This is a genomic window from Methanothermobacter thermautotrophicus str. Delta H, assembly GCF_000008645.1.
In the GTDB taxonomy this organism is placed as follows: domain Archaea; phylum Methanobacteriota; class Methanobacteria; order Methanobacteriales; family Methanothermobacteraceae; genus Methanothermobacter; species Methanothermobacter thermautotrophicus.
On sequence record NC_000916.1, the window covers coordinates 463,881 to 478,812 of the forward strand.

Annotated in this window: 21 protein-coding genes and 1 pseudogene; 13 read left to right on the forward strand and 9 right to left on the reverse strand. The window is 52.0% G+C overall.

Annotated features, from left to right (window positions below; genetic code table 11):
* Positions 1 to 22 precede the first annotated feature (22 nt).
* On the forward strand, positions 23 to 568 hold the full coding sequence (locus MTH_RS02390) for a cobaltochelatase subunit CobN (protein ID WP_010876154.1): 546 nt from the start codon (positions 23 to 25) through the stop codon (positions 566 to 568).
* 77 nt (positions 569 to 645) lie between these two features.
* Here MTH_RS02390 and MTH_RS02395 read toward each other — a convergent pair whose 3' ends face one another.
* Together MTH_RS02395 and MTH_RS02400 are read right to left on the reverse strand one after the other, a co-directional pair.
* The gene (locus MTH_RS02395; protein ID WP_010876155.1) at positions 646 to 1,506 is read right to left on the reverse strand and encodes an ATP-binding protein; all 861 of its coding nucleotides are present in this window, start codon (positions 1,504 to 1,506) and stop codon (positions 646 to 648) included.
* A 19-nt stretch (positions 1,507 to 1,525) separates the two neighbouring features.
* Positions 1,526 to 2,119, reverse strand: a complete 594-nt coding sequence (locus MTH_RS02400) for a CRISPR-associated transcriptional regulator Csa3 (protein WP_048061223.1) — start codon at positions 2,117 to 2,119, stop codon at positions 1,526 to 1,528.
* A 427-nt stretch (positions 2,120 to 2,546) separates the two neighbouring features.
* Between MTH_RS02400 and MTH_RS02405 the strand changes: the two genes are divergently transcribed.
* The 10 genes and pseudogenes from MTH_RS02405 (at position 2,547) to MTH_RS02445 (ending at position 7,050) form a co-directional block, all read left to right on the forward strand.
* On the forward strand, positions 2,547 to 2,873 hold the full coding sequence (locus tag MTH_RS02405; protein WP_048060835.1) for a DUF2085 domain-containing protein: 327 nt from the start codon (positions 2,547 to 2,549) through the stop codon (positions 2,871 to 2,873).
* A 103-nt stretch (positions 2,874 to 2,976) separates the two neighbouring features.
* Positions 2,977 to 3,390, forward strand: coding sequence for a hypothetical protein (locus MTH_RS02410; protein WP_010876158.1), 414 nt, complete (start codon positions 2,977 to 2,979; stop codon positions 3,388 to 3,390).
* A gap of 15 nt (positions 3,391 to 3,405) precedes the next feature.
* Complete coding sequence (locus tag MTH_RS02415) at positions 3,406 to 3,720, forward strand: DUF4064 domain-containing protein (protein WP_010876159.1); 315 nt, start codon at positions 3,406 to 3,408, stop codon at positions 3,718 to 3,720.
* Positions 3,721 to 3,751: 31 nt separating this feature from the next.
* Positions 3,752 to 3,823 (forward strand): annotated as a pseudogene (locus MTH_RS10260) (zinc-ribbon domain-containing protein); the annotation flags it as partial.
* Positions 3,824 to 4,086: 263 nt separating this feature from the next.
* Positions 4,087 to 4,449 carry a hypothetical protein gene (locus MTH_RS09780; protein WP_333473079.1) on the forward strand — a complete coding sequence of 121 codons (363 nt, stop codon included), beginning with the start codon at positions 4,087 to 4,089 and terminating at the stop codon, positions 4,447 to 4,449.
* A gap of 1 nt (position 4,450) precedes the next feature.
* Positions 4,451 to 4,999, forward strand: coding sequence for a pseudomurein-binding repeat-containing protein (locus MTH_RS02425; RefSeq protein WP_238374231.1), 549 nt, complete (start codon positions 4,451 to 4,453; stop codon positions 4,997 to 4,999).
* A gap of 139 nt (positions 5,000 to 5,138) precedes the next feature.
* Positions 5,139 to 5,840, forward strand: coding sequence for a hypothetical protein (locus MTH_RS02430; protein ID WP_010876163.1), 702 nt, complete (start codon positions 5,139 to 5,141; stop codon positions 5,838 to 5,840).
* Between the two features lie 101 nt (positions 5,841 to 5,941).
* Complete coding sequence (locus MTH_RS02435) at positions 5,942 to 6,124, forward strand: hypothetical protein (RefSeq protein WP_010876164.1); 183 nt, start codon at positions 5,942 to 5,944, stop codon at positions 6,122 to 6,124.
* A 9-nt stretch (positions 6,125 to 6,133) separates the two neighbouring features.
* Positions 6,134 to 6,820 carry a DUF169 domain-containing protein gene (locus tag MTH_RS02440; RefSeq protein WP_010876165.1) on the forward strand — a complete coding sequence of 229 codons (687 nt, stop codon included), beginning with the start codon at positions 6,134 to 6,136 and terminating at the stop codon, positions 6,818 to 6,820.
* 20 nt (positions 6,821 to 6,840) lie between these two features.
* Entirely contained in the window at positions 6,841 to 7,050 is a 210-nt protein-coding gene (locus tag MTH_RS02445) for a hypothetical protein (protein ID WP_010876166.1), read from the forward strand.
* Between the two features lie 82 nt (positions 7,051 to 7,132).
* On the opposite strand, the gene MTH_RS02450 is transcribed toward MTH_RS02445, so the two are convergent.
* The 7 genes from MTH_RS02450 to MTH_RS02475 all read right to left on the reverse strand — a co-directional run bounded on the left by MTH_RS02450 (position 7,133) and on the right by MTH_RS02475 (position 13,749).
* Positions 7,133 to 7,789: a nucleotidyltransferase family protein gene (locus tag MTH_RS02450; RefSeq protein ID WP_048060837.1), complete on the reverse strand. Its 657-nt coding sequence runs from the start codon at positions 7,787 to 7,789 to the stop codon at positions 7,133 to 7,135.
* Positions 7,790 to 7,798: 9 nt separating this feature from the next.
* Complete coding sequence (locus tag MTH_RS02455) at positions 7,799 to 8,773, reverse strand: hypothetical protein (protein ID WP_394295917.1); 975 nt, start codon at positions 8,771 to 8,773, stop codon at positions 7,799 to 7,801.
* A 14-nt stretch (positions 8,774 to 8,787) separates the two neighbouring features.
* Positions 8,788 to 8,967, reverse strand: a complete 180-nt coding sequence (locus MTH_RS09340) for a hypothetical protein (protein ID WP_052261158.1) — start codon at positions 8,965 to 8,967, stop codon at positions 8,788 to 8,790.
* Positions 8,945 to 10,993, reverse strand: a complete 2,049-nt coding sequence (locus tag MTH_RS02460; protein WP_010876169.1) for a glutamate ligase domain-containing protein — start codon at positions 10,991 to 10,993, stop codon at positions 8,945 to 8,947. The genes MTH_RS09340 and MTH_RS02460 overlap by 23 nt, the downstream gene beginning before the upstream one ends.
* Before the next feature lie 13 nt (positions 10,994 to 11,006).
* Positions 11,007 to 11,933, reverse strand: a complete 927-nt coding sequence (locus MTH_RS09990; RefSeq protein ID WP_143485745.1) for a Mur ligase family protein — start codon at positions 11,931 to 11,933, stop codon at positions 11,007 to 11,009.
* Positions 11,934 to 12,236: 303 nt separating this feature from the next.
* Positions 12,237 to 13,451, reverse strand: coding sequence for a Mur ligase family protein (locus MTH_RS02470; RefSeq protein WP_010876171.1), 1,215 nt, complete (start codon positions 13,449 to 13,451; stop codon positions 12,237 to 12,239).
* Positions 13,452 to 13,479: 28 nt separating this feature from the next.
* Positions 13,480 to 13,749 carry a hypothetical protein gene (locus MTH_RS02475; protein ID WP_048060838.1) on the reverse strand — a complete coding sequence of 90 codons (270 nt, stop codon included), beginning with the start codon at positions 13,747 to 13,749 and terminating at the stop codon, positions 13,480 to 13,482.
* A gap of 47 nt (positions 13,750 to 13,796) precedes the next feature.
* On the opposite strand from MTH_RS02475, the gene MTH_RS10220 reads away from it, so the two are divergent.
* Together MTH_RS10220 and msrA are read left to right on the forward strand one after the other, a co-directional pair.
* Positions 13,797 to 14,360, forward strand: a complete 564-nt coding sequence (locus tag MTH_RS10220) for a class III signal peptide-containing protein (RefSeq protein ID WP_010876173.1) — start codon at positions 13,797 to 13,799, stop codon at positions 14,358 to 14,360.
* Between the two features lie 65 nt (positions 14,361 to 14,425).
* Positions 14,426 to 14,932 carry a peptide-methionine (S)-S-oxide reductase MsrA gene (gene msrA / locus MTH_RS02485; protein WP_048060839.1) on the forward strand — a complete coding sequence of 169 codons (507 nt, stop codon included), beginning with the start codon at positions 14,426 to 14,428 and terminating at the stop codon, positions 14,930 to 14,932.

Sequence of the window (14,932 nt, forward strand, 5' to 3'; positions counted from 1 at the left end):
TGAGGCCACTGCAACACAGTCCATGATTGCCTGGGTCCTTGAAGCCGCAAGGAGAAACATCTGGAGCGCCGACGGTTCCCTGGTGAGGGATCTTGCAAACCGTTACATTGAACTCGCAGGAGAGTACGGTGTTGTCTGCTGCCACCACACCTGCGCAAACATTGTCTTCAATAACTGGGTGGTGAAGGTCTCATCCCTCAACCAGGCATCCCTCAAGAAGTTTGCAGCTGCACTGGCTGCAGCCACAGGGAAGTCCATTGATGTCCCTGGCTCTGATGGTTCACAGCCAGGATCAGCAAATGATGGTAGTGGGGTCGGCGAGACAGGTAAACCGGATTCAGGTTCCGCAGGATCTGCAGGTAGCAGTTCATCAGGCAGTGCATCCACTTCATCATCAGATGCTGCTGGAGAGTCATCATCCAGTGAAGGAAGAGAATCAGGGAAGGCCTATGAGGTTTCAGCCTCAAATAGCAGCGGTTCAGCAGAGAGTCAGGTGCCCCTCTATGCAATTCTGGGTGTCGTGGCACTTGTACTGCTCGTAGGATTTGGTTACTTCAGGGGTAAATAACCCCAATTCCTTTTTTTTAAGGCTCATAAAATTAATCATGGCCATGAGCTGCATCAGCTCTTAAACTAAGCATCATTCTAAAGGCAGCCCACCTGTTTCCTGAGTTCAGTCAGAACACGCAGCAGAAGTTTGCTGGTGAGGTGCCACTCCCCTCCCCTCAGCTCCACGAGGCCCCGGAGCTCAAGCCCCTCAATTTCCTCATCACCAACAGCCCCCTCTGGTATGGGGGCGTCACAGAGATCAGAGAGGATTCTCTTCTCCACGGGACTGAGCTGTGATAGCTCCACCATCCAGGGAAATGCGATCTGCTGAAACTTGGCAGTGAAGTTCTCCTCCAGCAGCGCCGGCCCATAGATGACCCCATCTGAGAGGACGTTCAAGAAGCTGTCAATGAAGAGGGGAAGCCCCTCTGTGAGTCTGTAGATGTAATCCAGGCCTGCAGCTGTGGCCCTGAATTTGGGTGCCTTCATGCGGATGTAGTTCTCTGTTTCCCTATCCCTAAGGGGTGGTATGTTGACGATGGCCAGTTCAGGTATTCCCTCTTTAATCTCATCCAGTAAGTGTCTGCTGTAGGTGGTGGAGACCGCGCATCCCATTGAGTACATACTGCTCATCTTCCAGGCCTCCCTGAAGGCTGATGGTTCAGGTGGCATTGAATCTATGAGGATGTTCCACTCAACAGTCCTGGCCAGCGCCATTATCCTCCTGAAGTCTTGTATCCCCTCATGGACCTCCCTTATATCGGCGCACCTCATATCGATTAGAGTTGTCCTGCTGGGGTTCTCCCCATGGAGTTTCCTAAGAATAGCTGTTTTTCCGGAGCCCCTCATACCTGTTACAATCACGAATCCAGGGTCATTGAGGCATTCCCTGATCCTTACAAGTTCCCTTTCCCTTCCAAAAAACACATCAGTCCTGTTCAGGGAGATTATGGGCATAAATACACTTATTCATGTTTTAGAGTACTGCGAGTTCGCCGGCTGAGGTTATTTCAAGCTTTTCCCGGTCGATGAACCCCATGTCACGGAGTTCCCTTATGTGGTTGTAGGTCATCCCCCTGCTTATGCCTATCTTAACTGCAAGGTTTTTAACGGATTTTTCACCGGCCTTGAGCTCCTCAAGGACCTGTTTCTTTGTCTTGGAGATTCCGAAGCTCAGTATCGGGAGGTCTATCAGTTCATTGTCCTCCTCAGTCACATAGACTATGCGCTGGACGTCGTGGTTTCTTGCGTAGCAGCCAAAGAGTGCGCCGAGTGCCTGGGTCTTCCTGCCCCCGCTTATGTTCACAACCACACGCCTTCCATGGGCCCTTTCCTCGTCTATGATCTCCACCATATCCCTTGCAATGCTCACAACGTCATAGAGGCTGGTCTCAAAGGTTGTTATCTCGACGAAGTTGCCGAGGGTGTCCCTGAGAACCTGCTCCACCTGCTCCTTTTCCCTGGGAGCCTTGTCCTCCTTGAGTAAAACCACCTTTCGCGGTGAGAACTGTGTTATGCAGAACATCACCGGTTCAATGGAGTATATCGTGGATATAAGCGTGGTATCCATTATTATCACGTCCCTCCTGTTTTCCTATCCCAAAGTTTTGTTCACGGAAAACAATTCATCATATTTGAGTTTATATTCTCTGATTACTCTATATATAATTTTCCTATTTTGATTTTACATTCATAAAAAACGCTTTTTTCTATCAGATCATGAGGTATCCTGCAGGATTAAATTTACAGCTAGCAGCATTCATCATCATACCTTGAATTTTAATTCATCCCAATATGGAGATGATGAGATTTCTCTGAGGATACCATGACAGTGAAGGATTGTATAATGAAGTTAATGAAGGCGGCATCCTACCAGTGAAAAAAAATTTCTTATCGATGTGGGTAGTATTTGATTATGTCAATAAAAAATGTTAATATTTAAATATAATGAGATGCCTATCATATTTTAGATCCATTGATACATTGTAGTGGTGTGTATGAGGTTCAGGTACATATGTCACAGAAAACCGGAGCGAACATTCTCATTCAGGGGGCACTACTTCCCTGTTTGTTCAAGGTGTACCGGCATATACCTGGGGGCCTTCACCTATTTCCTGTATGCATTCCTCATACCTGTGAAGTACACAGCAGCCACTGTGCTTCTGGCATTGCTTCTTGTGATCCCCACATTCATTGACGGATTCACCCAGCTGATGGGTTACAGGGAAAGCAACAATGTTCTGAGATTCTCAACTGGCCTGCCAGCAGGTATTGGACTGGCAGTGCTCACAAAGGTCCTCAAACATCTCATACTCCACATCTGATACTCAATGGATCAAAAAGAGGAGGTATTTTAAATGAGCTGGTGGAAGGAACAGAGTTCAGCCACCAAGGCCGGCGTTCCTCATAGGGGCACTGTGCCTTGGTATGATACTGGTAGTTGCGATAGTTGGAATGATGGCCCCGGATAATTCTCAGACCGGAGTAGAATCCGTAGATGAGAGTTCTGGGTCCACAGGAACTGAATCAGATATCGTGGTTGAGGACCTTCAGGTTGTCTCAGAGGGGTATGGAAGCTACTCTGTGAAGGGAAAGATCACTCCCAGCATTGACTTCTCCTACCTTGAAATGCACCTGAAGTGGTACGACTCAGAGGGGAACCTTCTCTATGATGACCCTCTGGCATGGAACATAAACAATGCCAAGGCAGGGCAGACAGTTAAGTTCAGTGCAGTTGACTATATTGACACAGGGACCCCCTCCAAGGTTGAAGTTATGATCTTTGACTCACTGGCAGCGGATGATAGCTCAGCCATCTACAGGACAACAGTGAATGTTTAAGGGAGGTGAACGGGTATGGCGGACGCTCCAGAAACATCAAGGACACTTGAACTTGTCCTTGGAGTGATAGGCGGGATTTTCGGTTTACTGGGAGGACTTTTTGCCATTGTTTTCTCGGTATTTGGACCCGAACTCCTGTACCTGGGTATGAGTGCAATTCTGGCCTCAATTCTGGGTATCATAGGATCTGTGTATGTGAGGAATAACCCCCGCAGGGGTGGTGCTGTACTCATAATAAGTGCAGTATGGCTCCTCATAAGCATATCTGCCTTTGCGATTCCAGGTACAGTTTTCATTGGTATCGCAGGAGTCCTTGCCCTCATAAGGTAGGGCTCCACCAATTTTTTTATATGGAGGTATCGTGTTGAAAACTTGCTCGGAATGTGGATCAGAAAACAGGGATGGTGCAGCATTCTGTTCAAAATGTGGATCAGAGCTTCCCCATGAAGACGGGATTAAAGGATGGTGGAAAAGGCAGAACAGATCCTCAAAGTTTCTTATCATCACACCCTTTGCCATTCTGGTCCTGATTCTACTGTTAGGTGCATTTACAGAGCCGTCCGGTTACAGCGATGTTAATTATGATGATGCAACAGTCTATGATAACGATGCAGCTGACGTTTCAGGCGCATCCAGCACAAAAACATTTGGGGAAGCGGAATCTCGTTCAGCTATCCAGACACATGGGAAATCTACATACCGGATGAGAGTAGTGATGATAACGTTGTTTCCCTCAAGTCATATGAGCAGGGCATGGTTTCAATTCTTTCCGTATATAAGAGGCCAGCCACCGTGGACCTTGAGACCGAGCGCGATACGTGTCTTGGAGCCATCTATGAAAATGGGGATGATGTAACCTATGTTAAGAAGACCACTGTGGACGGTAACAGCGCCTACATCATAGGATCCTCATACTACTATGAGGGTGATGAAGGTGAACAGGAGTACGTGGTATTCATTGAAGGGGACTATGCCTATGATATCCTCTTTACAACCGATGACCTGTCACTTATACAGGATGACATAGATACCATAATATACAGTTTCAGGGTTGATTGAGGTGTCTGATAGGACCATCCTGGTAATTGTGGCTGTCATGGTTATCCTCGCCGGGGCGGCGGTGGCACTGCAGCTCATGGACACCTGCAGCACTTCAGGTGCCGGTGAAGAGGCTATCATCAAAAAAACAGATGATGGATACTACCTCAACCTCCAGGCAGCCCTGGAGCTTGCAGAGATGGACCCTCGCAATGGAACCGTGAACTACAGGGGCTTCAACTTCACCGGACCACAGCGCCTCTACATCTTCTCAAGGGCCGTGGTAATGATAGGATTCAATGACACTGGCATGATACACGTCAGGGATTACGGGGGACCTGAGGACCCCTACGGCTACCTTGACACCGCCACCCTCACAGAGAGCGAGTACCTTGACATGGCAGAGCGCACCTACACATGGATGGAATCCCATGGCAGAAGCCCCAACCATGTGGGGATCTACGTGAAGGGCTCACCTGATATAACGCCAGAGCTTGCAGAGAAGATCTTCAGGGAGGTCCTCCTTGAATACATGAGGACAGGAATGCTCCCTGAAATCATAAGCGTCTGAAGAACCATTCCCTTATTTTTTTAACAGGGATACCCATAAATCCTGTTACTGACAGATCAGAGAGTATCTGAATAGGTGCGTCAGCAGAACCAGAGAGAATAACTGTGAACCCCACAGAATCACAGAGGGATGCGATAACTTGAGAAGGAAACTGATCTTAACGCTACTTGTCTTAACCCTGATTACTGCAACATACTACCTTATGGACCCCTTTGCGCCCTCTCAGGGCATCCATGAGTCTCCAGATGATGTCATCGGCTCGGATGAACTTGGAACCGTTGAAAGGCTGGGACCCTATGGTAACCATGATTCATCCATCAGGATAGCCATAATAACCGGCGTCCACCCCCTGGAGGCGAAGGCCCACAGTGCCATGATACAGGCTGTGGAGGAGAACTCAGACAGCCTCAGGTACATGTACGTCATCTACCATGTGAATGTAACCCGGGCCCCATCAGACTATGAGAAGGGGAGGATGGCTGGCCAGATACTCGCAAGAAGGTACGTGGTCCCTGACATCTCGGCCGGAGACTACGACCTTGCCGTTGATGTGCACTCCAACAGGGGCAACTACGCCATGAGGAGGTTCGTATTCACACCACTTCCTGAGGATAGGAGCAGAAGGATAGCCCTGGAACTCTCATCGAGGATCAGCTGGCTATCCTACCACTTCCCGGAGTCGCAGACAAGCCCGGCCTATGTGACAGAACCCCTTATAAGGAACGGGACACCTGCAATCCTCTATGAAAACTTCATGTACCAGGACCAATCCAGGACACTTGAAAATGCCAGGGAATTCCTGATGACACTCGACTCACTTGACGTGTCCATGTTCAACTGAGAGAACAGCCACCACCGGATCAATCAGGAAGTCACCAGCGAAGGTCCCTTGAGAAAACCACCGCCAGATTAATATACGTGGTGGATGAAATATTATAGTCGATGATACACTACAGAATGGACCAGCCAGACAGGGTGAGGTGCAGTGTCTGCGGCGGCATCGCAGATGAGGTCGATGAGACCTACCCTGAAGAGGGGGACTTCATCCTGGTGATCTACAGGTGCCGTGACTGTGGCCATCTAGAGAAGCGCCAGTACGGTAAACCCGTGAAGATAATTGATTGAGGTGATCCAATGGTTGATGTGTGCGGTGTTAATGGATACGATGAGATCTCAGGAAAACTGAAGGACCTCCTGGGGCTTGAAAAATCCCCGGTGGCAATTAAACTCGTTCTGAGGGAGGATGACCTCCCTGAGGGTGTTGAAAAGATAGGAAAACCAGCAAGGCACTGTGAAATGGTCCAGATGGCTGCAGCTGGTGAGGTATTCTATGCCACCGCAGAGGCCCAGGCATGCAAGGGAGGTGCCGATGCCCTCGGAATCGATGAGGCCCCTGAGAAGGTCAAAACAGGAGAGTTCTACTATGACCTTGGACGTTTTGCAAGCTTTGCATCAGCCAAGAGGACCTTCGATAGGATACCATCCGTTGACCTCAGGTTCTATGCAGCAGTCTACGCTCCCCTCGAGAAGGCCACATTCGACCCTGACGTCATAGTGATAATCTGCAACCCTGCCCAGGCCATGAAGATCTCACAGGCCCTCGTATACACCCTCGGTGGCCGTGTGGAGGCAGACTTCTCAGGCATTCAGTCCCTCTGTGCAGATGCCGTTGCAGGGCCATACATGAGGAAGAGACCCAACATAACCATGGGATGCAGCGGATCAAGGCAGTACGCGGGTGTGCGGGACGATGAACTCATTGTCGGTCTTAACGGTGAAAACATAGGATGTGTCCTTAACGCCCTTGAGGCCATAAGCTAGACCATCATGGGGGTGATAAAGTGGTTGAGACGAAGACCTTCAGGATCCTTGAGGATGTTGCCGACCTTGAGGAGAAGATAAAGAAGTATGAGGGTGAGGCAGACCAGGAACTTGTGATCAACTGGATCTACGACACCCTTGAGATCCTCAGGAACGTCGGTAAACTCCTCGAGGAGGTTGAGGACCGTCTGGATCTACTTGAAGAGGAGACCGAGGAAAAGAAATTCTAGGTCTCCACCTTTCTATTTTTTCTGGGGAATGAAGAATAACTCCAGTTTTTCCATAATACCGCTGTTCTGGTGAAGGATAACCCTAATTTCCATCAGCATTGGTCCTGAGAAAATGGTCTCTTATCCTCAGGTAGTCACTGTAATGGTTTATGTTCACAAGCTCAATGGGGCGAGAGGCCTCCACACCATAGAGCCTCACACCGTCCTCCAGCATCATCCAGAGGAGGGGGTTTATGTTGCCATCCCCAAGGGGCAGGTAATCCCTGAGGAGATCGGCACCTGCTGCAAGGGGCATGCCGATCCCCCGGGCATTATCAAGCCAGCCACTCTCACCCCTCGCAAGGATTGAAACCGTGGACCCATCAGCATGTTCAGCTATCCTCCTGAGGGTTGCAGGTGATACCGCAGGCTGGTCCCCTGCGGCACAGAGGATTATGTCCCCCCCTGCGGCCCTCACACCCCTCAGTAGTGACGCTGACAGGGGAACATCCACGGGGTCGTTTCTCACCACACGGACATCCATGCCTGAGAGGGCCTCCTCAACCTCCCCTGCCCTGTGGCCGGTCACGACTATGCACTCATCAACCCCCGCCGAGAGGACAGCCTTAACTGTGGCCTCTATGACGGTCACCCCATTGAGGGGGAGCAGGAGTTTGTGGACCGGTTCGAGGCCAAGTTCAGCCATATCCCGCATCATCCTGCTTCCCCTGCCGGCTGCAGCAACAACAGCTGAGATCATATTACCCACCTATGCCGGTTCAAGCCTGTATAACCTGGCGTATATCCTTGTATTGGCACCTGAACCCGTTGTCCACATCTCTATGAGTACCGGGTATTTCCCTGTGTTCCGGACCTTTATACCTGTTGCCGGGTTGAAGCCAAAGAGGACCGCATGGAACTCCCAGGTCATACCCCGCGGGAGGGGCATGCCAGCCGAGGTCACGATGGCCCTCAGGGCCCTTGCAGGTGGGCATGAACCATGGGATGCATAACCCCCGGGGGCTTCAGGGTCCCTTGATGCTGTGAATCTCACGGTCTCCTTACCCGAGGCCTCACTGCCAGGCGGGATTATGGTCCCGTTCCATGCTGAGGCGAAGGCCCTCGCATTGAAGGCCCTCCTGTTATCATCGTACTGGGGGTAGAATCCAAGGTAACTCACTGCACTGGATACAAGGGACCTCCTGCTGTTATCAATGTAAACCATCACAGGTGAACCAGAGGGGTAGTTCTCCATGTACTCAAGCACGGTATCGCCAAAGAGTTTCTCTATCATCCCTGGAGGTACAGGGAGCCTTCCGTCGCTGAAGTTTGAGAGCTGGTAGTCCAGCGCAATCCTGTCGCCCTCATCGGCCCTCCTGTACCATCTCTTTATCCTCTCAATGGATCTGTACCGGTGGGGGACTGTGCTGTTGCTTATGCTCCCTGCCGGTACAAAACGGACCCTTTTTCCATTTTCAACTATCTCCACACCATCCTTCCTTTTAACCCCGTAGGTGTAGGGTGTCTTGTAGGCCCAGAGGAAGGTGGGGGGCTCCTCCACCACGAGCCTCTCCCCCTGCACCCTGAGGGACCCCGGACCGCTGACGGCGGACCTGCCACTTGCATCCACACCCTCTGTCATCTCGGATATGGGGACATGAACGGCTCCTGTCAGCACGGCCTGGAGGAGGTTTGATGGGTTGAAGTAGTTGAATTCGTCAAGGATGTAGTCAGGGTGCAGCATGATGGGCACGCTCCTCACCCTGGACTCGTCGATGACGTCCTGGCCCTCAAGTACTGTACTGCCCAGGGCAGGGCCGCTATCTCCACAGGGTTCTGGGGTTCAACCGTTCCCTCAAGGTACCGGCCGCCAGCCGCTGCAGCTGCAACCAGAATTATTAAAATGATGACGTGTTTACCTGATAGACTCCTCAGCATACCTGTATCCCCCCTCTCCTATTATGAGCACCGTGTCATCAGGTCCTGCAAGTTCAAGGGCCTTCCTGACGGCCTCAGCTACCTGCTCCCTGCTGGCACCCAGGGTGCCTCCACCGGCCCTCATCCTGCTGGACCCTATGTGGACCGCTCTCTCTCCAAGGATGTCTGAGGCCCTCCTGGCGGCGTAGGATGCTGGTATGACCACATCCGCATCCTTGAGGATCGCTGCAATCTCCCTGTCCCCATCGATCCCGCTCTCAGATGCCACGGTGTTGACCACTATGAGTCTGCCCTTTCCCCTGAGGTCCTGCATCACTGCCCTGACACCTGCAGGGTTGTGGGCGTAGTCCAGGATTATCCTGGGCGACTCTGAGAGTTCCTGGAACCTCCCCGGGACGCCTTTGAATGATTCCAGACCCCGGACTATGTCATCAATTTCCAGTCCCATGGTCCATGCGGTTGCAGCTGCCGCCAAGGCGTTGTAGACATTGAATATCCCGGGGGTTGCAAGCCTTACCTCCCTCATCTCCTGACCGATTACGAGCTTGAAGCCCCCGGGGGATGCCTCGATGGCCATGACATCTGGCTGGGGTCTCAGGTACCCGCAGATGCACTGGTAGTCGCCGAGGTGCCCAATGGTTCTCCTGGTGTACCTGAGGGGCTTCCCGCACTTGGGGCACTCCCTGCCCTCAGGCACCACGCCACCGGATTCAGAGCTCTGTATGCCATAGAACACAACCCTCTCACGGGGGAGTCCGTCTGCAAGGGAGGCTACAATGGGGTCATCTGCATTCAGGACAAGGTCCTCTGCAACCTCCACCATTTCACCCTTGCATTCAATGTAGTCAGAGAATCTCCGCCCAGCTGAGAGGTGGTCCCTTGATATGTTTGTTATAACACCCACCGAGACACCTGAGAGCATCGCGGAGCTTCTTATCTCCCCCCTCCTGCCGAAGGTACCTATCTCAACGACGGCGACGTCACCCGGCAGCCTTGCCTGGAGGGCAGGTACAAGTTCAGTGTTTCCCTGGATGTTCAGGTGGTGCTCCGGGACCCTCATACCTGCAACCCGCATTATGGATTTGAGCATGCCAGTGGTTGTTGTTTTCCCGTTTGTCCCTGTAACACCCACCACCGGTTTATCCACAGGGCACATGTTGAGTACGTCCTCAACACCTATGACGTCGGCGTCAAGGCCACCTGTGAGGTCAAGGATCTTCCGGTTATTCTCAAGGGCAGGTGTTATGGCCACCGTCCTCGCCCTCCTGAGTATCTCAGGGTCATGTCCTCCGAGGTCGAGGTGTATGCCCTCCTCCCTCAGCACATCCGCCAGGGGTGTGTCCTCCCGGAGATTCCGAGACCACGACCCTGTGGCCCCGGGCCTGAGGTTTCTTGCCATCAGGTCTCCGACGTTCCCCAGACCCCCAAGGACGACCACACAGTCCTCCACGGATTTCAGGGCCTCCTCTATGTCGGACCTTACATTTTCGTAGGTGTTGACAACCCCGGGGCCTATGTGAAGGATGGTGTCCCCTGGCTCCGCGATCTCAAGGGCCCTCCTTATGCTGTCGTATACGCTCTCAGTCTTTATGGTCCTCTCCTCGCCGGCGCCCCACGCCACCTCATCGGCGGCCTCCATGTCTGTGACGCCTGTTGTCTCGTTCTTTGCACTTACGATGATGGTGTGGGCCCTCTCAGCCAGCACCCTCCCTATCCTTTCCTTGTCCCTCACCGTGAGGGTGTCAGGGTTGTCGAGGCTCACTATGAGTCTGCCCTGGAACTCCATGCCCTCGAAGAGTTTCTCCATGCTCTCGGGGTTGTGGGCTGCGTCCATGTATACCCTGACACCGTCAACCTCGTCTATGAACTCAAATCTGCCCCTTATGCCCCTGAAGTCCTCGATACTCCTCTTAATATCCTCCATGTCGAATCCGAGTATGAGTGCGACGGTTATGGCTGCGAGGGCATTTTCAATGTTGAATATGCCCGGGACCCTGAGGTTTATCCTCTCCCTCAGGGGCCCCACAGAGACGGCCTCATCATGTTTCCTGCAGTTGAGGGCTCCGCAGGTGCTGCAGATGGCTGTCTGTATCTCTGATACATTCAGGGTGAAGGTGGATCCTGCAAGTCCCCTCAGCTCTATATCGGAGGCCCTGACCTGGATACTGGCTGAGCATGAATCTCCTTCCCATGAATTCAACGGTCCTCCTCTCACCCACACCATAGACCACATTTTCTACTTCAAGGTCGTCCAGGAGGCTCGATATGACCGGGTCATCACCACATAGTGCCAGAACTCCGCCAGGAGCCATGAGGTCCTTTATTGAGAAGTTCCTCTCAATGTACTCATCGTAGTTACTGAATTCGTCCATGTGATCCGGTGTGAGGTTTGTCACAACCCCTGCTGAGAGTTCAAGGCCCTCAGCCATCCTTATCGTCCCGTGGGGGAGTTCAAACACTGCAAGATCCCTGTCGTCGATATCCCCATTTACCACAAGTTCCACGAGGCCCTCTATCACCAGTGAATCCTGGAGTGATGAGAATGATACTGTCCTGTAACGTGAGGAGAGGATGTGGTCTATCATGTTGGTTGTCGTGGTCTTCCCATCGGTTCCCGCAACTCCGACCATTGGGAGCCCTATGAGTTCATTGAGGGTCCTCCCTATATCAGAGGTTGTTATGTGGACCAGGTCCCCTGCTTCCCTTACCATTTTACGTACCGGTGCGTCCTGGGGGATGTTGGGTGATATGAAAACAGCGTCAGCCCAGAGTATGTCCTCCATGCTGTGACCCCCGAACCTGAACATCACGCCCTCATCCTCCATCTCAGCTATCCTCTTCTGGGCCTTCAGGGGTAGTTCATGGAGTTCCCTGACGTCGTTCACAAGTACCCTGTTGTTCAGGTGGTTGAGCAATCTCGCTGCGGGTCTACCTGCGTTTCCAGCTCCAATCACAAGCACTTTCATGTTCCTGATCAATTAAATGCACCCATAAACGTTTTTATTAAACACGCGTTCCTTCCTGATTAATCTGTGAATAAGAGTCACCTGATGGCACCCGTCCTGACCGAGGTAGTGGGTGTACCTATGGATCATTCGGTGGGATATCTACCAGAGGCAGTCTACCTAAAGATCCTCACCCGGGAGGATATGTATCCACCCATAGACACTCTACCTATAAAGATATGTTCTCATCCTATATAGCTATCAGATCCCGGGTCAGGCATCTGGCTCAGTAATCCATGAACTCCCTGGAGTGTTAGAGGTGATCTAGAGACAGGATGCAAGTCCCTCAAGTTCCTCCTGGACCCGGATTATCACATCCTGACCGTTACCAGCCACAAGTATCCTCCTGTACTCCCTGGAGAACTCCCTCACCATTTCAGGGATATCCCCCGGGTCATGGACAGTCAGGATCTCTGATGGAATCCTGAGGCTCTTAAGGTGCTCAAGGGCCATGTCAACTGTATCATCGAGGCCCGGGAAGAGTACCAGGATTTCGGGTGGAGACTCTGCGATTTCATCAAGAATCCCCAGGCGCCACTCCTCTGATCTTCGTGGTGTGCCAAGGAATATGACATCAAAATTAGATTCCCTGAGCAGTGCCCTCATGGCGTGGGGGTTATCGGTTTTACCTGCAACTACCAGTGCATCGTTTACACTGAAGGACCTTATACGGCCAGCCACCGGTCTGAATACTGAGAGGTGCCTGGAGATGACTTCTGAGGGTACCCCGAGGAATTCCAGTGCCTCTGCAGCGGCCCCAGCGTTGAGCCTGTTGAACTCCCCCTCCAGGACGAGTTCGCCCCTGTAGGGGGTGTACTCCATGACACTGCTGGCCCCTGATGTTAGTTCCTCCAGGTGGGGTTCATCTGCAGAGATCACCACAGCCCTGCCCTCCAGGAAGCTGGCCACTGATTCCCTGTAGTTCTCCATGGAGCCATGGAAGTTCAGGTGGTCCTCGCCGAGGTTTGTGATGACGGCCAGATCAATATCGAAGCACTCAGATGCGAATTCAAGGGTCATGTCGCAGACCTCAACCACGATGTAATCGAATTCCTCCTCAGCTGCCCTCAGGATTACCTCTGTGTATCCATCAAAGCCTCCCCCGGCGTTTCCACCGAGAAGGACCCTCCAGCCTGAACTCTCCAGTACATGTGCTATCATTGACGCCGTCGTGGTCTTCCCGTTGGTCCCTGTAACTGCAACGGTGACAGGGACCCTGTGCCCCCTGAGTACCCTGCAGAGAAGCCTGTCACTGAAGCTCTCCCAGAGCCCCGTGCCAAAGATCGAGGGGCTCAGCACCACAGCATCCGATGATGCTATCCTTTCGGTGTCATGGAAGCCCAGGTCAACGTCCACACCCTCGAGGTTCAGATCAATGTCCGCCCTTATATCACTGGCGTATACCCTGTGTCCCCTCCTCCTGAGGGATTCAACAGCCTTTAAACCCTCAGCTCCAAGTCCCAGAACCGCAACCTTCATTGATTCACCGTTAACTGCTCTTTAAGGATCATTTCTCATCCTTCTCATCAGAGAATCCCTGCTCCTCTTCATTTTCTTCATCATCGGAGATTCCGTACTCCTCCTTGAGCTGGGCTATTAGATCCTCATTCATGGATACCTCTGGTATCACAGCCTTTTCATCCTCGCTGGCTCCCCTTTTCCTTCCTATGGAAACAATCAGTACAACTATAACTGCAATGGCCACTATAACGGCTGCAACGGTTATCAGAACATCAATGCCTATTGCTGGAGTCTCTGTGCCGGCGCCGGGTCCCATGGTCACACCTCAATTTTATATAAATAATCATACAATATATATCTTACATGATAATCAAGGATTTAAGGGGACAGGGTGGTGCTGAGTACATACTCCTTTTTGCGGCCATAATAGTGATAGCCGTTGCAGCTCTCTACATATACAGCTCCTACTTCAGGTTTTCAGGGAACGAGGCCGTTGATGTTAAACTCACCATAACAAATATCGGTCCATCCAAGAGCAAGTTCATCTATGAGGCCAACAACACCACCGGCGGCGGAAGCAGACACATAGTATCCGGGGATCCAGGTAACAGGTTCTTCCTTCTCCAGCCCGGTGCAAGCCGTACCTTCAACCTTGGAAGGATGAGTGGAGGTACGAGCTTCACCATAGAGGGAGGAGTCGGAGACCCCAAAGGCGGAACAGATGACCTCAAGGGTATAGGGCAGAGGGGCCGGTGGACGCTGAAAATAGGCAACCAGAGCTACTCATGGGTTATAAGCGGACCATATGATTACCGCAGGAACCCCACCGGTAGCGTGCTGATGTCATTCTCCATAAGCGGAGGTGGAGGTTCACCCTTCAAATTCACCAGCGACCAGGTCAAGGTGAGGGGAAACGTGTCAGGATGAGCACCTAAACTGAAAACCCATGGCTAAATGCCGCGGGGAATCAGGATGAAAACCTTCAAGGGGTGATGTGTTTGAGCAGATATGAGAAGGCGACCTTCGGGGCCGGATGCTTCTGGGGGGTCGAGGACGCCTTCAGAAAGGTTGATGGTGTTGTATCAACCCGTGTGGGATACATGGGGGGTCACCTTGAGAACCCCACATATGAGGATGTCTGCACCGGTCTTACAGGACACGCAGAGGTGGTTGAGGTAACCTTTGACCCTGATGTTGTGGGTTACAGCGACCTCCTTGATGTGTTCTGGAGCATACATGACCCGACGACCCTCAACAGGCAGGGCCCGGATGTGGGAGAGCAGTACCGCTCGGTCATATTCTACCACAGCGATGAGCAGCGAAGGGCTGCCATTGAGTCAAGAAGGAGACTTGAGGAGTCTGGAAGGTTCAGAGACAGGATAGTTACAGCCATTGAACCAGCAGGGACCTTTTATGAGGCCGAGGAGTACCACCAGCAGTACCTTGAGAAGAACCCCCGGAGGAGATGCTACCTCATGAGACTACTCTCAACGAGGTGA